The following is an 18,086-nucleotide window of genomic DNA, read 5'->3' as shown; positions in this document are numbered from 1 at the left end:
CCTTAGTGGCTCATGAGCTTGTCGATGGCACCGGGTTTGTCATGCATACCGAAGCGGTCAACGATTGTTGCGCTGGCTTCATTGAGACCGAGCACTTCAACCTCAGCGCCCTCACGGCGGAACTTGATCACGACCTTATCCAGCGCTGCGACGGCGGTAATATCCCAGAAATGCGCCTGTGTGAGATCGACGGTGACCTTTTTCAGCGCTTGCTTGAAGTCAAAACCCTCAGTGAACTTGTCTGCAGAGCTGAAGAACACCTGGCCCACAACGTAATAAGTCCGATGCGATTGCGCCTCTTGCAGAGTGCTCTTGATGTCCAGATAGTGTCCGACCTTGTTGGCAAAGAACAGGGACGCCAGCAGCACACCGACCAATACGCCGTAGGCCAGGTTGTGAGTGGCCACGACGACCACGACGGTCGCCACCATGACGAGGTTGGTCGACAGCGGATGCTCTTTCATATTGCGCAAGGAATCCCAGCTAAAGGTACCGATGGACACCATAATCATCACTGCCACGAGTGCCGCCATCGGGATTTTAGAGAGCCATTCGCCAAGAAATACCACCATCAGCAGCAGGAAAACGCCGGCACACAATGTCGAGAGGCGGGTGCGGCCACCAGATTTCACGTTGATGACTGACTGGCCGATCATCGCGCAACCTGCCATCCCGCCGAGCATGCCAGCGGCGATGTTGGCCACACCCTGACCTTTGCACTCGCGGTTTTTGTTGCTGGTGGTATCCGTCAGACCGTCGACGATGGTCGCGGTCATCATCGACTCCAATAGGCCTACAACTGCCAGCGCTGCGGAGTAAGGAAAGATGATGCGCAGGGTTTCAAAGTTCAGCGGCACTTCAGGCCACAGAAAAATCGGCAGTGTGTCCGGCAATTGGCCCATGTCACCCACGGTACGGATGTCCAGCCCGAGGTAAAAGGCAAGTGCAGTCAGTGTCAGGATGCACACTAATGGCGAAGGAATCAGCTTGCCAATCACAGGTACATACGGAAACAGGTAGATTATCCCTAGGCCCGCTGCGGTCATGGCGTAGACGTGCCAGGTCACGTTGGTCAATTCAGGTAACTGCGCCATAAAAATCAGAATCGCTAATGCGTTTACAAAACCCGTGATCACAGAGCGAGAGACGAAGCGCATCAGCGAACCTAGCTTCAGGTAACCCGCGAGGATTTGAAGTACCCCACAGAGCAACGTGGCTGCCAGCAGATACTGAAGTCCGTGCTCTTTAACCAAAGTAACCATGAGCAGTGCCATGGCGCCGGTAGCCGCCGAGATCATGCCGGGACGACCGCCGACGAAGGCAATAACAGCACAGATACAGAAGGAGGCGTAGAGACCAACCTTGGGGTCGACGCCGGCAATGATCGAGAAGGCAATGGCCTCCGGGATCAATGCCAGGGCGACTACGAGACCTGCTAGCACGTCTCCACGGACGTTGGAAAACCACGTTTGTTTGAGCGATTGCAGCATCAGAATATCCAAGGCAAAGCATCGCGCACGCCAAAGGAATGGCGAACGAATCGATACAAGTTCAAATTTTGAGGATTTTTTGCTGTGTGCTTGAGGTGCAAAAACCAGGCGTACAGCAGTGTGCGCCCGCGAGCGAGACTAGCGGAAGCAGGTGTTGCGAGGGGGGCGTAGCGCTAAGGCGGCGTAGGCTGCCAGTAGATCGTTTGGAGTACAGTCATGCTGATGTTCCTGTGCTCAAGGGGTATGCGGAACCGAAGTATACAATGAAGCCGTCGCCGATTGCGACCCGTTGCCAAGCTCTGCATGAGCTACGTCAGATATAGGCTTAGTCAATCGGTATACCTGCGGGCAAGACTTTGCTTTCCATTCATTCCTGTTCGAGCTGGTCTGTGTGCTGAGCGGTGAGTTGGCCAGACGGTTACTGTTAGCTGCCTTCGTGGCCGACCGGAGGCAGTTCTGCTCGCGTTTGATCGTCCAGGCTTATCGTCATGCTGGCGTGAACCTAGTGTCGGATGCGGACTTCTGCCATCCGGGGTGTTCCGGAAGGCGGCCGAGAGAACCCGGAAAAAACGTACGCTAACCTTTTGGTTTCTTCTAACCACAAGATACCGGCGCACTGAGCGCAGCGTAGGATGTCCAGCTGTTCCGCACGTAATAGTGTAGCAATGCACACTCTGCTATCATCCAATTTGCTCCCTGTGCGCGAGGCCATAGAAAAGTTCCAATTTTTTTGGGGCATTCCATCGAACCCGAGAGCACAGCTACTGGCCTTATTCCTGTGAGTGCACACTATGAACACCGTGACTCATCCCGTCAGTTCTAGTAAGTCCGCTCAAGAGGAAGCGCTCAGGATGAACGCTGTTCGCAGGTACGCCATCCTAGACACGCCTCCGGATGGCGCATTTGATCGTGTGACCGCGATAGCAGCTCGTCTTCTTGGAACTCCGATAGCAATCGTGAGCATCGTCGATACAGACCGAATCTGGTTCAAATCTCATCACGGACTCGACGTAAAACAAATTCCCCGCAATTCAGGCCTTTGTTCTTCCGCGATCCTCCAGGCAGAACCTTGGTTAGTAACGGACGCTAGACACGACCCTCGTACGCTCGTTAATCCCCTCGTCGCAGGCGAATTCGGGTTACAGTTTTATTTGGGAGTACCGCTTCATACCCACGACGGTTTCAATCTTGGCACGCTATGTGTTTTGGACACGCAGCCGCGTACGGTCACCCAAGACCAGCTAGACACATTGACGGATCTTGCAAGCGTTGTGATGGATCAACTGGAGCTGCGCCTGTCTGCTATGCGATCCATCGCGGAAAAGGAAGCGGCGCTGAATCATTCCCACTTAATGGCCGAAGAAATCGACCATCGTGTGATGAATAGCCTTCATCTGATTGTGTCGATGTTGAGCATTCAAAGTGCTCAGCTGGGCAGCTCTGAAGCGGCTAAGGAGATTTCCAGAGCGGCAACCAAGATATTTGCTGTAGCCAATGTGCATAAACATATTAATGTCGGCAAGGCAGCCTCTACGCTGGATAGTGCTGACTATCTCGTCCAATTGTGCGCTGGCTTATCTACGATGCTGGGATCTGAAAGCCAGATGGTAATCTCAGTCGACGCCGTCCCACTGGCGTTGGATAGTGAACAACTCAGCCGAATCGGTCTGATTGTTAACGAATTGGTGACCAATGCATTGAAATATGGAGCCTCTAAAATCAACGTTCATTTAACACCATATCAGCACCAATGCTGCTTGACTGTGAGCGACAATGGCAGAGGCCTCCCGACTGACTTTGATGTACATAAAATGTCGGGGCTGGGAATGAAGGTGATCACTGAACTGGTAAAGAACCTAGATGGTTCGCTAAGTCATGAGCCCAACGCAGACCTTGGAGGCACCGCGTTTCAGATAATTTTTTCTCCTGTGTTCAAGACTCGCCTCCCCGCAAGGCTGGTTCCTGATGGTCTTCTGAGATGAGCAGGGAGACCGTAACGTACAAGGACTTTAATGGAAACGGTCTGCAACTTCATCTCGGCGAGCGCTCTGTGTAAGGTTAATCTGAAACCCGTGTCGGGCAATGGATTGTCAGATATCGTATCCCTCGGATGCTCAAAAAGCCCGCCCAGCGTAGGCTTGAATGATTGGCGCTATCCAAGAGCAGCAATTATCCGCCACTGCTCATTACTGTTTTGTAGAGGTAACGACAGAGCTGCTCTTGCTGGGTTCTGTATTGGATTTCAAGACACACCACTGCTTCCATCTGACCCAGCCAAACGTCATCTGAAACGTGTTGCAGGTGATTAACCGTATCCCGCCAAGCAATGCGAGCCAGCTCAACGGCTTCCACCAATTCCACCAGGTACGAATCTGAAGCCAGCGTAGAGACTGTGTGCATTTAAAAAATCGCCACCCATGAGCCCTTCAAGGGCGCTGGCAGCGATCCCGCTTCGTGGTGCTCAACGTAAAATTCCAGCCAGCCAACGTACGTTCGGAGATTTTGTTCATTAAGTTGAGTGCCAAAATTTAAGGAAAATATTCGCTACGAATATGGCTTTCTCACGATAAGCAGCTACCGTAAAGTTGCCAATAAAATCTAACTGTGCTTTGTCCCTGCCTCGCAAGAGTCACGGCTGCTCCATGGAGGGGTAAATGGGCTGCTTGATATGCGCTCAAAAGACTGGTTTGCAACGGTCAATTGGCGATTGGGAGGAGCGTCACTGTGCTACCTGCGGGCATTACCGAATCTCAAGAAACTTTCTCGTTCTTATGGAAATACAGGGTCTGAAATTCAATATCGAGGAAACGAGACTCTGGCTGTCAACTCTGAGGAGAACTGATCCTCTCCCTGGAATCGTCGCGGAGAATGCGATTTGTGTTAAAAATTTATCTATCGGTTCTCGCGTTTATGCCACACGCGCAACAGGTAGACGATAGATCCCGTAATTTCGTAACGCATCTCGTAGTGGCCAATCAGGATTCGGCGCACATCGCTAGGTTCGAACTCATCTAGCCGCTCACCGATGCGTGGATTTGCCAGCAACGTTGTCGGGGCAACTGTTAGTTGCTGTACAGTACGAGCAGCGGCAGGCTGATCCACCACCGTCGCCAGAAATTCATATAGGCGAGCAAGGTCAGAAAGCGCTTTGCTGGTGCAATTCAACTCCATCAATTCGGGATTGCTAATGGCGATTCGGTGTTGGGGCTGTCGGCCCAGGCTTGGACAGCTTAGTGGTCAATCACATGACCAGCGTCTACATCGGCCAACGCTTCGCGTGTCAGGCGACTGCGCCCCCCTTCTTGGTCTATCCAAGCAGCCAGAGTCTGCTTGACGATCCAATTCTTGGAGCGCTCCAGCCGCTCAGCCATTAAATCTACCTTTTCGGCTAACTGCATAGGTACATGAGCGGTGACGGATCGAGTTTTTGCGGTAGTTGCCATGAAGACTGCTACTTCTAACCAATTGGCTGCACAAGGTGCATGCCTTGCCGGCGTTCAATCACAGCAGCTTCCGATGCCGCTTGGCGTAACGTAATGGCACGTTCGCTGGCTTGGCGTGCTTCGGCATAATCGCCATTTTTTCTGAGTTCATTGGCGCGCCATTCCGCCGCTTCGGCAGAAGCAAGCAACGCCAAAGAGTGCGGCACGTTTTGCTCTGATTTTTGATTCAGTTCTTGCGTGCTTCGATGGCGCTCGATCACGTGCGAGGCCTCGCGGGCCGCATTACGCAATTGGGTACGGGCAATATCGTAACTGTCATTGGGTACAGCTTCGAGGGTTTGGAGGCAATTATGCAACGACTCCACTGCCGTCAGCAGCTTATCAATTTTCTGTAACAGCTCAACTGTGTCAGGATGATTTTTCATGAAGCGTCACTTCTCTCGAATTGGTACGGTGGGGTTCGAGTGAGGAATGTCATCAGCAGCCGGTGGAATGACATGTGATTGAGCCTCTCATTCTACGCCAGCGTCCAAAAAAAATGATTCAAAGTAATCATAACTAATAATATTATGTTGACAAGCTGCGGTGTCAGGCTGGGCTATACCCTAACCTGATGTCAGCTCCTGCTGCTCGCAGTCAACAGCGGCTTTCGGTATGGACAGATTAGGCTCTGAAAGCGCTTCGTAGGTGGATATCCATGGTCATGGTGTATTCAGCGGGAAACTAGAGTTGGCGTGGGCTTCACTCATGTCCATGGGTTGACATCTTTCCTTTACATCGATGAGCTCTTCTGCAGGCTCGATGGCCTACCTGAGCCGATCATTGAGGTAGGCCGGGCCATCCAAGCCCGCGTCCTGCAATGGACTGCGCTGCCAGTGGGCGTCGGCATTGGGCATACCAAAACCCTGGCAAAGGCGGCGCAGCACGCCTCAAAAGTGTGGAGGGAGAAAACAGGCGGCGTGGTAGACCTGCGCAAGCCTGAGGCAATCGAATGGCTACTTCGACGAATGCCGGTTGATGAGGTATGGGGGATAGGTCGTCGTATGCGCGACAACCTTGCTCGTGATGGCATCAGCACCGCGTGGGAGCTTTCTCAAGCTGATGCGCGGTCAATGGGCCGTAAGTACAGCATCGTGCTGGAAAGGACCATCCGAGAGCTGCAGGGCGAATCATGCATGGACCTGGAGCAATCTGCCCCACCCAAGCAATCAATCTGCACCAGCAAGATGTTTGGTCAACGCGTGCATACCCGCAAGGGCCTGCAGGAAGCCCTAGCGACCTACATTCACCGTGCCGCTGAAAAGCTGCGGAAGCAACGCTCTCTCTGCGGTGCCTTACGCATCGGTATTCAGACGTCATTCCATGGCGACGGACCGAAGTACGCCAATGCTGCAACTATCATCCCAGCCTACCCAACAGATGATGTCCGTCAGCTCACCCGCTACGCGCTGCGTGCCCTGGAGGGGATCTACCGGCCGGGCTATGCATACAGCAAGGCAGAAGTCCTTCTAATGGATTTGCGCAAGCGAGGGGAGTATACGCAGGATCTGTTCACCCCCAGCCAACCGGAGCGCACAGATGCATTGATGGCTACCATGGACAAAATCAACCGGCGCTGGGGGCATGATTGCTTGCGGACTGCTGCTGTGCCACTGACACCAGATTGGGGTATGCGCCGAGCACTCCTTAGTCCCAGCTACATGACCAGTTGGGAACAGCTATGGAAAGTACAATGCCGATAAGTAAAATTACTAATGCTTGGACCCGCTAGCAAGCACACTCGGTCAATATCGTCATACCGTACCTTTTTATTGCGCGGACAAAAAACCCGGCCTTGTGGCCGGGTGGGTATTGCGTTGATATGGAATCCCGCCACGCAACAAAGCGCTCGCGAGGTAGGGTGAAGGTATTAATAACCTTGACGTTGAATGAAGGCAGTGACTGACTCAATAGTGGGATTAATCAGCAAATGGTAATCAAGGAAATCAAAATACTTTAACTCCTCATCCCATTGTGCCAATTGATCGGAATCGAACGACCAGCGCTTACCGCCATAGGAGAATTCAGTCCAACCATCGTCCTCCTGAATCTCTGAGGGAGAAACCGAGGCAGACGTCTGTTGACAGCTGCGATCTACCGCCTCAATCACTTCACAATGATTTCGGCATTCATCCAGTTCTATCTGCGCCATAATGGCTTCACGTTTTTTATCACCAAGCTGGTAGTTCACTTTGTATTGCATATTGGAGTTCCTGTTTATACGGCACAGCTGAAGCGTACAAGCTGCACAGGCAAAGTGCCCAAGCGGTAGCTGTCTCCAAACAATGACGTACCCATGAAACCACCACGTTTAATGTCCGAATTGCAGACGGTGCGTAGTTCGCCGTTGTGTAGGACTGTATCGCCAGCACGGATTGTGTTGATGTGAGTATTAACCGTATTGTAGTTGGTCATGGTGTTACCTATTGGTTAGACCGATCGCTGATGAAAATCAGCTGTTCAGACTGCGGAACGCCGAGCCTCAGACATCCAAAGGTTACGAATGCTTTTGCAGTCAATTGCTTTGTCGTATTCACCCTGTTTCTTCAATAGGATTAATACCCGATTTACACGGCGGGCGTGCTTAACGAAACTGCTGATATCTGCTTTCATGTTTGATCCCTATCAAGCGCTGCGCGCTTACATGCCTTTGTTTAAGTGGACTGTCACACCGCCCTTATGGAGCAGATCGCTCACTTCGCAGTAACGGTCAGTCAAGTCCACATGCGACTTACCGTATTGCGCCGCCAATTTACATTTAATGCGCGCAGTCCTAACGGGGCCTCGTACTTTCGAATCCGGCAATGCTTCAAGCGCCTATCCGAGAGAGTCAGCAGCTGCCTTACGATCAGACAAAGTTTCCACCTCGTTCGAAAAGATACTCGTTGCTTCGGAACCGAGCGGAAGCTGCTCGAAGTACTCGCGAACTGCGCGAGGTACTTGCTCCATAGTCCTGGGGTAACGATTACCGATAAGGCCTTGCTCATTCAGCACAGAGTGAACATGCATTTTCTCAGGAATGGTGCAGCTGGTTTTAACCGCGATGAAACAGATCATGGCATACCTCGACGTTGTCCTAGTGCCAATGAGATGAGCCACACCGAGCATGAAGATCTGCCCGCCCTGGTGCCGGGAGAGTGAAAATCGACCGCACGCGCTTGCGCGCCGGATCCGACCCATAAAAAAACCCGGCCAGGCCGGGTTGAAGGTAAGTGTTGCTTATGCCGAAGAAGCTACCCGGCGCACCGGGACCAAGCCGCGTGAATAGGGCATGCCGATAAACACAGGGTTTTCTACAAGCTGGCGCCAGGTAGTCGCGTCATCCGCCAAAAATTGGTCATCAGCAAGCATCTTCTCGCCGTGCACCAACAGGCGAAATTCAGTAGCCTGGGTCCGATCGGCACAGGCGGAAAGTGCTGCAAGCACATCGGCAAGACGGACAAAATCGCCATCCTCGGCTCGGAATTTTTCAAGCGCTGCAATGTACGCCGGCAACTCAGCCAGCTGGGCTCTCAACAGGCTGCATTGGGACCTGAGCTCGTCGACTTCCGAGGTACCAGACTCATTACGCGGTAAGGCCCCTATCGTGATCAAGGCCTCACGGAACTGATCAACGTAATGCTCCGTACTGGTCGCCGGGAATTTATTCAACAGGCACTCTTCGTCGATGGGTGCGCCTGCATCTTCGGCTTCATCCGACGGCTCACCTGGAACCATGAAGAATGCGCGCTCCACTGCTCCCAGGTAGTCCGAGAAGCGCTTGATGTTACCCAGGTTCGTCAGCAGCACGCCCACAGGGTGTCCATGGTGCAGACCAATGACGTCGTATACACGAGCCATGTCGCGCTGCTCTGCGGACGGCACAGCAGGAGCCTTCAGAAAGACCTCGCCACCGCCCTCCTCGTCAGTGATCGAGCCATGAGCAATCAGTAAGACCTGGTCCGCATGCTCCAGCGCTGCGATGCCGCCCTCAAGCAGCCACTCAAGCCGCAGACCATCCACATCAGCCCGTGTCACAGCGACGGCTTCTACCCGCACAGCATCCTCGCTGTGCTGTGCGCCTGGCCGAAGCTCCAAGAGTTGCTCGCCTTGTTCTGTGACCTGCCATTGGGCCGGGCTTCGCTGAACTCGCTTGAGCAACCCAAGCTGGGTGAGAACATCAAACCACTGGGTCCCGATGTCAGCGCCCTGGCCATCGCCGGCGCATTCGTCGAAGCGCTGCAGTTTTCGGATGACAAGGTTAGCGAAGGGCGGCAGGCCTACCAGCTGTCCAGAACTGTTCATGCTGCCGCCGCCTCGACCGGTTGTGTGAGCGCTTGTTGGACTGCTTGAACGATCCGCAGCAGGTAGGTGTAGTCCGGGTTTGGTTCGGTAGCTTGATCGACGGGGTAATGCCATTCATCCCCGAACAAAAGGGATAGGAGCTCGGAATGACTCCAGCAGTCCCGCAACGACTCAACATCGCGAAACTCATCGAGCCGCCTGTACAGCGAACGAGCATCATCTGCGTCGAGATACCCCAGCTCCCAATCGGTACCGCTCCGCTCCCGCCGGCGATCGATGATGCACCTTGCTGAGAGCTGCTTGAGAGCCTTTGCGCTGAATCGGGTACTGCTCAGGCCGCGGCTTAGGCAATTCAGGATGTACTCATCACTGCACTTGGCAACAAACTCAGTCACCGTCCTTGAACCCATACCGCCCCAGTAGGAAGTCCAGCTCTCGCCAGCACATCGGATGGTAAGGTTACCCTGACTGGAAACGTGATCTGGGGCCTCACTACGTGGAGACGCCCGGCTTCCAAGGTCCTCCAGAAAAACGGTGATGGGGTCGAGGTTCACCCCCCCAGAGATCACTAACTTGGTCACCGTGGAACGCTCCACGGTTAAGCTTGTGGGTGATGTGCCATCGGACATTCTGTTCAAACCCATACCGTCACCTTGTAAATTAATTCATAACGCGTATGCATAATTTATAGCGGAAAGTAAGGGCTGCCTAGCCCTCTAACTGTCCGCTGCATGCTGATGGCGTTCAGAATTCGCCGTCTTTTCAGGTCACCAAGCTCCCGCTCTGCCAGGCTAGAGACCAACTGCGCCAACTCTTCCAGCGACTCTACAAAGGCATTGCGCAGCGTATCCAGCCTGGCCCCCTTCGCATCGGGCCCTTCGATACCTACTCGGACTTGCTACCAATCATCCCAAGTGACCATCCGCTGGGGTTGCCGAAGCCGCTCACCGTGTATTTCTGGAAGAACTCCGTGCTGGACTCGCACTGGGTCTGCACCATAAAGAAGCGAATCGTGCATTCCGAGCTTTTGTCCTGAAACTCCGGCCCTGGCTCATTAATGTCCTGTAGAGCAGTCGCTGCGTGAAGCAACTTGTCGAAGGAGTCCAGCGATCTGTTCAGCAGCAGATCGCGCCAAGTCCCATTGTGATGAATCTGGCCAGCGTAGGTGAACCGCTTGCCCCCAATTTCCTTTTGCTGCAAATGCCCCCAGCAGAGAAGCAGGGTCTCTGCACCAGTGATCGCTTTGGCGCTCTCCAGCATCACTCGACGGACCTCATCTGCCATCTGGTCATGATGATCTAGCGGCGTGTAAGTGAGGCTGGTCAGGAAGACCGGCACCATTTCAGTCTCTGATATCTCAGGGCTACACGGCATGAAGAACGATGGAGTACCGTATTCATAATCTTCGACATAGGTATCCTCAATCAGGTCGAAGCCCTGATCACTGTAGTAGTCCCAGAAAACCCACGGCTCAACCGTATGAGAAATGCGCAAGCGGTCGGTTAAGTTATCCAAGTTGACGCCTTCGAGGCCTGGCGCCCCCCCTAGCAAATCCTTGAGCATTGCGTCTGTCACCCGAGGATCATCAAAGCCCGGCATATAGAGGTTCAGATCCTCTTCTTCGGACGGAGAATGCAAGGTACTCCGATCGATGGATATAGCCTTGGGCAGCTTGGCGCTGGAAGGACTGAGGTTCGCGGCCAAATGGATAGCCATCGATGGGTTGATGGCAAAAACATCAACCATCACAGCAATGTAGCTATCCCGTCGAGCCATCAACTCGGCTACGTCTAGTTGCTCGTCTGGAACACTGGGTCGCCTGTTCCCTATCGCGCTGGTAACTGCATCCCAAGTTCGGAAACCGCACAGGTTCGCATACATGCCTGCGGCCTCTGCGCGCTCGATGCCCAAGCTCTTGCCGCAGGCCTCAACCCATAGCCGAGCCAATTTGTGTTCAGTTGCGATGAATTGTGTCATGACGGGGCTTACCTTGTTATTCGAGGGTCAGATTGGTCAGGTCGGTAAACTGGCTCGATAGCACAGCCTTTCAGTACCCATCGCAGCTTCCAAGAACATCAGCTCTGGCTCCCTTTCGACCACTACACTGTTGAGAGGCTGTACACAAGCTACGTCAGCGATGTCGAAAAAAAAGGCCACCTCGCAAGAGGTAGCCTTTGATGAGTTAAGCAAAAAGATCGGAGATCGCCGAATTTTGACTGGCGGCCTCAACCTTCATCAAGTCCAGGACCTGTTCGTGCTCGGCGTTGCTGATCGAATGGTGGCGTATGTAGGAACGCAGATCGGTACCAGCTAGATCGCGCTCCATGCGTTGCCAGAATTGCGCTCGGCGGGCCATCGCATCGTAATCAGCAGCCTTGCCCTTGGCCAGTTTGACCATACCATTGTTCAAGTAGAACTTGGCGCTGTCAGTCGGAGCCAGGCTTTTCGCCAACGTATAGAACGCCTCGTCGAACTCGTCTACAAAGCACATTGCATCTCCCGGATCGATCTCCATCTCGTCGGTTTCTTCGTAGTAGACAATGTTGCGATCCTTGCCTTCAAAGCGGTCACGGATCATTCGCATCGCTGGCCGGCCAGGGTAGCGTTCTTTGTTGGTGGCTTCGAGGTAGGCGTCCTGCAAGCCCATCTCCTGCGCCGGGCTTTGCCAGTCATCAAACTTGAACCAGCGCTGCTCTGGAATGATGCCCTTCTCAGCGGGAGTGACGTCATCGATCAGGTAGCGCTTCCCTAGGACACGGATCTCGTACCACTCCGACAAAGCGGGGAAGGCATGGTCGAAGCCGTAGCTCAGTGACCAGGCGAAGTCGATCGCAAGCAGGTTTTTCGGCGTGATGAATTGGAAGGTGCTCCCACGAAGGATTTCGTTGGACTCCGTCCTTTCCAGCTCGCCGCGGAACATCCGCGCATCGTGCTCATCAGCCCGCTCTTCCTCCAGCACATCTAAAGTCAGCAGGTACCGCAACAGCTCACGGCGCATCTCTGCGTTGTAGGCTGTTCCTGTGACGTTGATGTAGCCGGCGTCCGAGGTTGTGCGCCCGATCCAGTCTCGACGCTCCATGTCCCAGCGGGTGTTGATGAGATGGCTCCGGAAGCGGTTAATTCCCGACATGTGTCCATGCTTGTCAGGCGCAGACGCAATCATTGCTTCCATGGATTTGTCACGCTCTCCGGTGACCGTGCACCAGGCACAGCCAAAGCGAGAGCCGCACGCCGCCTTGTTACCACCATCGCCGGTGATGATTGCGCACGTGCCTTCATTGGCTTCCTTGTAGAGCTCCAGGCACCAGTCGAAACTGTCGACGAAGGTTCGATAAGGACCACCGCGCTTCGCCTCGCACGCCATGAGGAACTCCCACACCTCCTCCATCTCCCAGTCTGCGATGATCGAGCAGTTGTACGAGCCATGCTCATTGAGCACCAGCCGCCCGGCCTCCTCCTCACCCCGTTCGCGCATGTTGGCGGCACGGGTTGCCGACTCTGACAAACGAGTGCCCACGAAGGTCACCAGCTCACCAGGAGACTGCAGGGTGGAGAGCAGTTGCTTGAGCGCTTTCTGCTGCGGGCGCAGCTTCCAATCGACCGAGCAGCTTCGAGAGGCGCCAGCGAAAACCGGCAGTTTGCCGCGACCCAGGGTGGCATAAGCGAATGTCGAGGTCATCGAGGGCTGCACTTTGACCACCGTGATCGGCAATCCGTGCCTGGTGCAATACATCTCCAACTCAGTGATCATCGCCTCGGCATAGATGTCCATGCTTGGGTTTTCGGTGCCGGTATTAGCATTCGTCACGAATGCCGCCGGCACGTACAACCCGGCTTCGACACGGCGCCGGATGGCCTCCAGCATCAGTACCAGCACAACCGTACTGTCCTTACCGAACGAGGTCGCCGAGCTACATGTGAAGCCTTGATCGATGATCTGGTCGATGCGTGCAATGCAGGCTTCCGCCCGCGCAGCGATCCGGGCAAAGCGACCAGCACTGCCCTGGGCAGGAACTGCGTGGGTGTAGTCGGTTAGGGCGATCAGTTCGGGTACAAGCATCTGATTCATGTTGGCATCTCCAGGAGGAAGTAGGCTTCGTATCCTGGAGATGCTCAACACCAAGCATGAATGACGTCATCGACCGCCAGCCAACTGCCACATTCTAACAACGGTCCCAACCGCACGACTGGTATCAGCACTCGCTCGCCCGGGTTATCACCTAAATAACACTATGGCGTTCATGCGGGCTAAAGGACCGTACGCGCATCGGGGACAATCTTGAAGGACTGAAAGGCTAGCCTGGCTTTGAAGACAACGGCATCGGGGAAGTGCTGTTCAACCCTGCGTCGTACCGATTCGATCGGCACCTCGCATAATGGCCCTAGGATGACTTCTGTCAGTTGAATTTCATCCGCAACTGGCCAGAAATGAAGCGGACCGTCTGCAAGCGCAGTGTCCAACCTCACAAAGCTACGGTACTCCTGCTCATAGCGCCAACCCGCCGATTTGGTGCGCAGCAACTGTTGTTGGAGCTCCTCACTCAACTCATCTGGGGTGCCGGCTGGGCTGAGAGCGGCAAGGATGCGATCGTCCTGGTAGTTGACCTGCTGTACGAGGCTACGGCAGACGTCAAACCCTAAGCAGATACCGGTGTGCTTCTCTGCGTAGTGGCTCCACATTACGGGTTCTGACCAGTCCCCGGCGAAGCACAGTAAACCATGCTGTGAATGGCTTTTGTCTTTCCAATCCCGCACAACCTTTCGCGTCTTGTGTTCTTTGAAATTCGCAGCGAGCAGCTCAAATGGGTCATTCAAATCCGCGAAACGGGAAACCTTGAGTCGACGCTTCTCGATGTTGCTTAGAGCGTGTTTGGCGCTCGTGAGATTGTACAGGCGGATAGCGGTGCTGTCCGCGGGAGGACTACATGCAATTGAACTGCCCATGTCTGAATTGTAGCCAGCTGCAATCCATTCACGCCTGCGCATTTCATTCGTGGGCATCGGTATTTTCCATTCCAGCACTGGTGGATGTGACAGTTGTGGCAGACGCGAAGTTAATGGCTTCTACGGATTCTATTCGGAGTCTGACTCAAGCGCATCAGCGAGCTGCCTGAACGCATCCGCAAGGCGCCGCAGCTGGCCAATTTCGTCTGCCAAATCGCCATCCTGATAGCGGTATTCAAGCGTGCCTCCGAAAGGGCCGGTGCTAGGGTGGATCCCGCCGTAGCTCAACTGCTCATTGACGTGCTTTTCAGCCCGAATGATCCGCTCGCTCACATTCGTTTCTGTGGCCATGCTTCCCCTCGATTCAACAGAAAATTTCGTGCGCGCACGGTGAGTGGCTCATGCCCTCGGGCGGCGGCGTCCTCGCATACGTCACTGATCGCCTCAACCTCGTACTGGCTCAGCGCTCCGACCAAGAAAATGCCCAGACTGGCACACGCGGCCTTGATATCAGCGGCATCAATCCGCTGCGGCAAAATTCCGCGCTCGGCGCACCAATCGCCGATGGCGTGAATCTGTGGCGTGGTCAGGTTGGACATGTTGCGTTTCTCCTGTCGTGCGCAGCCGCGAAAGCGACGGCGGGATCCTCGATATCAAAAATGGATGGGGGGTCGGGTCAGTCTATGGGCCGGGGCGGCGTAACCAGGTGGGCGGGTCATCCAAGGTGGTCGGGCGTAGGCCCGAGCCCTTGCGCCCGCGCAAATTTAGAGTCCGAGCGTTTCCTTGCGCGTTTCGGCCATTGATCCAATTAGCAAGTTCAGGGCAGAAACCTCCTCAGCACTTACCAGAGTAGGGTGAAGAGCGCGTACACGGTCATACAGCGCCGAACACTGCTCAATTACCGCCATAAAGTCAGGCGCCTGGCCAAGCGCTGCGATTGCTTGATGCAGCGCTACCAGATCCGTCAAACGGGAACGCTCAAAGCTGTCAGGCGCCGCGGGGTGGTTATTGGACTGCATGGTGATCTCCTGCTCAATTGAACGACTCTGGTCAGATTTCGCTACTGCCAATCCACTCGCCGCCGAGGTAGCCATCGGCCCCGTCGCGGGTTATTGCCACATGCTCGTACGCAACGGTTATCAGCTGCTGATGCGTCCAGCCCGTTGGGGGTGCGGCAATGGCTAGGAGCACATCGCCGGCGAGAGAACGGATTTCAAAAACTGCATGCTTCACCGCAGAAAGCACGTCTGGCTCACCTGGGCGCTGGTCAGTTACAAGATTCAACATGGCGTTATCCGTCGCTACTCGGCTTGCGGCCGAAGCGTGTAGGCGGCATGGCACTCGCTGCAATCCACCGCATACGCTGTGATGGGTGTAATAGCGAATACGCCGCCGCTATTCAGCCAGGGCCACACCTCAGCTTTGTATTCGTTGCGGTGACCACACCATGGACATGGCACGGTAAGGGTCGAAAGCCCAGACGTAATCACAGGTGCTACTTCTGTCGGCGCTGATGACTGTTCTTGAACCTCAAAGCGATGCTTACAACTGCAGCACTCAAACAGGTGCACACCGTCTGGCAGCTGCTGGCTACCTTCTGGGTGCTCAGCTACCTGCCGGCCAAGCGCACCGGGTTCACACGCCGGATTGGTACAGAACCCTTGCAGGTGATGCCCGTAGTTCTCAGTATTTCCTGTGATGCGATCCAGCTTCATGCCTCACCTTCATGTCTCGGCGGCCACGCCTGCCTCTGTGATTCGGGAGTTTTCACCGTGTGCGGTACCGCTCATTCATCGTACTCGGGATAGGTTCATTCGTTGCCAAAGGGGCATACCCAAATAATCCTCGGGAACCGAAATCGCGGAAGCATTTCAGCGAACGTCAACTTGACGTCCGGCGCATCCTCAAAGCTTGTGCGCCGCGAGCTCGCAGGGTCGGGAATGTGTTCTTCCACTAGCCTGGGGTCGGCCCATCCGCCTGGGAACTCGCCCCCTTCGGCCTCGACCACCGCCAACGCCTGCTCAACTGAGCGGGCGACGACCACATAGTCGTCGCCGATGCACCAAGCGCGAAGAGGCAAGTGGCGCTCCAACTCTTCCAACCGCAGCAGTTCTTCAACGCTCTGCAGCGCTGCAGTGGCTTCCGCATTATCAGGGGCTGCGTCGACAGCCAGGCGTCGCTGGGCGAGCTCATCGAACCAAAACAGATGGTTGTGGTAGACCGCAGCGTCGGCGGTTTCATGCGCTTGGGCAGCCTTTCGCGCTACCCAGGCGTCCGCAACCGTACCGGTACCAGAAGCAGCAAGCCATTGGCTACGTTCACCGTCGGGCATGCAGTTCCACCATGCCATACCCGCCGCCTCGTCGGCGGTTGGCGAGCGCTCCGAAGAATCAGATTGCGGGGATATTGTCATGGCATGCCTCCTGTCGCGGTCAAATGTTGAAGCGCGATAACCGCGCCTTTACACACTGCTTGACCTGCCAAAGGCCGAGCAAGGCAGGAGCAGCGGGTCTAGTGAGGTTAGCGGCTCGACTCGGCCATTTCACGAAGGTCACTGAGAATCCTCGGAACGACCACAGATAATTTGCCAGGCTTCAGTGCAGCGTCTCTGATCGTGGTGGCAACATCTTCGTCGCGCCAATAGTTCTCAACAATCGTCGCAGATGCTTCAACCTGCCCGTAGACGTAATTATTGAGAAGGACCCCTGGTACATGTTTCAACACATAGCCCATCGCAAAGCGCCCGTGCCGCTTAACGCAAGCCTCCAGCAGGGCAGTCATTTCATCAAAGCGCCCATCTTTCGCCAGCTCGCCTAGAGCTCCAAAAGCTGGCTCGCTGATATGTTTGCCGTCCCAGCCTTGAAAAAACTCGATAACGATCTCTTCTAACGCCCGCATCCTGCTACCTCTCCGAAATGGGTTAAATAGGGGTGTAAGCTGCCTATCTTATGCCCGAGAGCCCCGAAATTGCATTGGCGGCAATTTCATGGCTTCCCTATGGTTCGAACGTTAGGTTGAGCAGGTCGAAAAAGCGATCCTTCTTGGCAACGTCTTCTGGCTGCTGCTTAACGATTCGCTCCAATGCCGAACGATGCTCAGGCGTTTTGTTGACAACCTGCTGAGCGTGTTTTTCTGCTCGATCAAGGGCGGCAGAATGGCTGATAGCAGCCTTGTCACCCGCGCTACACAACAGGCGATGCCAGAGGCTTCTGTAGCTCGTCTGAACCAAAGCCCATTTGTAAGCTGCCAGTGCGGCGCATACTTCGCCTTCAATGGGGTCTGTCGTGGATTGGCGCATAGTGGAATTGTCCGTTATTTGGGGTGATTGATGGCAGCGTTACGCCGCGAACATCGTCAGCGCCACTATGAACAGACCGCCAAGCATGAATGCTTTGAGAAGCCAAAGAAACGCATTATCACTGGCGGCCTCTCCCCTCTCCAACGAGAAGAACGCAAGGGCTTCAATTGCTACTAGCGCCGTAAAGGCAATCACCCTCACACCGAAGGCATCAAAAAGCCCCCAAACGACAAGGGCAATTAGCCAGAAAACTAGAATACCAGGTAACACAGGCACCTTCGTGCCGCCAATCCTAAAATTTGCTGATGACAAAGCGCTGGCTGATTTCAGGAGGGTTGCAAAGAAAAAAAACAATGCAGCGGCTGCGAGCAGCACATAAGTAAGTTGGTTCAATTCGATTTATCTCCGCGATTGGGCGGTGATGCTTCCAGGGTTGCATGACCAACATCGTCGCTTCGCCTAAGGATGCTCCGATCAACTTGTCGTGCAGCCGCGGCAAGTTGCAATTTTCCAGGCACCTACAGCGTCATTGGACGAAAAGTGACCGAAAAATCATGTACGGAGAGCTTTTTCGACCGGTTCTCCGTG

The 18,086-nt window shown here is 54.6% G+C and carries 20 protein-coding genes; 2 read left to right on the top strand and 18 right to left on the bottom strand.

Going from position 1 to position 18,086, the window contains the following annotated elements; all coding sequences use genetic code 11:
• Positions 1-2: 2 nt before the first annotated feature.
• Complete coding sequence (locus L6D80_RS28515) at positions 3-1,490, bottom strand: SulP family inorganic anion transporter (RefSeq protein ID WP_019819612.1); 1,488 nt, start codon at positions 1,488-1,490, stop codon at positions 3-5.
• Between the two features lie 851 nt (positions 1,491-2,341).
• On the opposite strand from L6D80_RS28515, the gene L6D80_RS28510 reads away from it, so the two are divergent.
• The gene (locus tag L6D80_RS28510) at positions 2,342-3,472 is read left to right on the top strand and encodes a sensor histidine kinase (protein WP_019819614.1); all 1,131 of its coding nucleotides are present in this window, start codon (positions 2,342-2,344) and stop codon (positions 3,470-3,472) included.
• A 910-nt stretch (positions 3,473-4,382) separates the two neighbouring features.
• Here L6D80_RS28510 and L6D80_RS28505 read toward each other — a convergent pair.
• Genes L6D80_RS28505 through L6D80_RS28495 form a run of 3 tightly spaced genes read right to left on the bottom strand, consistent with a single transcriptional unit; the run spans position 4,383 to position 5,358 of the window.
• Positions 4,383-4,661 (bottom strand): type II toxin-antitoxin system RelE/ParE family toxin, encoded by a 279-nt coding sequence (locus L6D80_RS28505; protein WP_019819619.1) that lies wholly within the window; start codon positions 4,659-4,661, stop codon positions 4,383-4,385.
• Between the two features lie 59 nt (positions 4,662-4,720).
• Positions 4,721-4,933: a CopG family ribbon-helix-helix protein gene (locus L6D80_RS28500; protein ID WP_019819621.1), complete on the bottom strand. Its 213-nt coding sequence runs from the start codon at positions 4,931-4,933 to the stop codon at positions 4,721-4,723.
• 14 nt (positions 4,934-4,947) lie between these two features.
• The gene (locus tag L6D80_RS28495; RefSeq protein WP_019819623.1) at positions 4,948-5,358 is read right to left on the bottom strand and encodes a hypothetical protein; all 411 of its coding nucleotides are present in this window, start codon (positions 5,356-5,358) and stop codon (positions 4,948-4,950) included.
• A 309-nt stretch (positions 5,359-5,667) separates the two neighbouring features.
• Between L6D80_RS28495 and L6D80_RS28490 the strand changes: the two genes are divergently transcribed.
• The gene (locus L6D80_RS28490) at positions 5,668-6,675 is read left to right on the top strand and encodes a Y-family DNA polymerase (RefSeq protein WP_236183095.1); all 1,008 of its coding nucleotides are present in this window, start codon (positions 5,668-5,670) and stop codon (positions 6,673-6,675) included.
• Between the two features lie 167 nt (positions 6,676-6,842).
• Here the strand turns inward: L6D80_RS28490 and L6D80_RS28485 are convergent, their stop codons facing one another.
• From L6D80_RS28485 to L6D80_RS28420, 14 genes are all read right to left on the bottom strand, one after another.
• A complete protein-coding gene (locus L6D80_RS28485) occupies positions 6,843-7,175 on the bottom strand; it encodes a hypothetical protein (protein ID WP_023383631.1) in 333 nt (110 codons plus the stop codon).
• A gap of 1,016 nt (positions 7,176-8,191) precedes the next feature.
• On the bottom strand, positions 8,192-9,256 hold the full coding sequence (locus tag L6D80_RS28480; protein WP_023383629.1) for a hypothetical protein: 1,065 nt from the start codon (positions 9,254-9,256) through the stop codon (positions 8,192-8,194).
• Positions 9,253-9,885 carry a phiTE_072 family protein gene (locus tag L6D80_RS28475; protein WP_041925821.1) on the bottom strand — a complete coding sequence of 211 codons (633 nt, stop codon included), beginning with the start codon at positions 9,883-9,885 and terminating at the stop codon, positions 9,253-9,255. The genes L6D80_RS28480 and L6D80_RS28475 overlap by 4 nt, the downstream gene beginning before the upstream one ends.
• A 256-nt stretch (positions 9,886-10,141) precedes the next feature.
• Complete coding sequence (locus L6D80_RS28470; RefSeq protein WP_023383627.1) at positions 10,142-11,233, bottom strand: hypothetical protein; 1,092 nt, start codon at positions 11,231-11,233, stop codon at positions 10,142-10,144.
• Between the two features lie 205 nt (positions 11,234-11,438).
• Positions 11,439-13,325, bottom strand: coding sequence for a phosphoadenosine phosphosulfate reductase domain-containing protein (locus L6D80_RS28465; protein WP_023383626.1), 1,887 nt, complete (start codon positions 13,323-13,325; stop codon positions 11,439-11,441).
• A 179-nt stretch (positions 13,326-13,504) separates the two neighbouring features.
• Positions 13,505-14,257, bottom strand: a complete 753-nt coding sequence (locus tag L6D80_RS28460; protein ID WP_023383625.1) for a DUF2971 domain-containing protein — start codon at positions 14,255-14,257, stop codon at positions 13,505-13,507.
• A gap of 72 nt (positions 14,258-14,329) precedes the next feature.
• Positions 14,330-14,551 (bottom strand): hypothetical protein, encoded by a 222-nt coding sequence (locus tag L6D80_RS28455; RefSeq protein ID WP_023383624.1) that lies wholly within the window; start codon positions 14,549-14,551, stop codon positions 14,330-14,332.
• A complete protein-coding gene (locus L6D80_RS28450; protein WP_023383623.1) occupies positions 14,530-14,799 on the bottom strand; it encodes a hypothetical protein in 270 nt (89 codons plus the stop codon). Before L6D80_RS28450 ends, L6D80_RS28455 begins: the two co-directional genes overlap by 22 nt.
• Before the next feature lie 165 nt (positions 14,800-14,964).
• On the bottom strand, positions 14,965-15,219 hold the full coding sequence (locus L6D80_RS28445) for a hypothetical protein (protein ID WP_023383622.1): 255 nt from the start codon (positions 15,217-15,219) through the stop codon (positions 14,965-14,967).
• Positions 15,220-15,250: 31 nt separating this feature from the next.
• On the bottom strand, positions 15,251-15,487 hold the full coding sequence (locus L6D80_RS28440) for a hypothetical protein (protein WP_023383621.1): 237 nt from the start codon (positions 15,485-15,487) through the stop codon (positions 15,251-15,253).
• 523 nt (positions 15,488-16,010) lie between these two features.
• Positions 16,011-16,613 (bottom strand): hypothetical protein, encoded by a 603-nt coding sequence (locus tag L6D80_RS28435; RefSeq protein ID WP_023383620.1) that lies wholly within the window; start codon positions 16,611-16,613, stop codon positions 16,011-16,013.
• A 107-nt stretch (positions 16,614-16,720) separates the two neighbouring features.
• Positions 16,721-17,098, bottom strand: coding sequence for a hypothetical protein (locus L6D80_RS28430; protein WP_023383619.1), 378 nt, complete (start codon positions 17,096-17,098; stop codon positions 16,721-16,723).
• A gap of 97 nt (positions 17,099-17,195) precedes the next feature.
• Positions 17,196-17,498, bottom strand: a complete 303-nt coding sequence (locus tag L6D80_RS28425) for a hypothetical protein (RefSeq protein WP_023383618.1) — start codon at positions 17,496-17,498, stop codon at positions 17,196-17,198.
• A gap of 39 nt (positions 17,499-17,537) precedes the next feature.
• A complete protein-coding gene (locus L6D80_RS28420; RefSeq protein WP_054925923.1) occupies positions 17,538-17,891 on the bottom strand; it encodes a hypothetical protein in 354 nt (117 codons plus the stop codon).
• Between the last annotated feature and the right edge of the window lie 195 nt (positions 17,892-18,086).

Source organism: Pseudomonas ceruminis, assembly GCF_021602025.1.
GTDB lineage: Bacteria > Pseudomonadota > Gammaproteobacteria > Pseudomonadales > Pseudomonadaceae > Aquipseudomonas > Aquipseudomonas ceruminis.
Note: the sequence above shows the minus strand (reverse complement) of the source record. Positions and strands in the feature narration are given on the sequence as shown.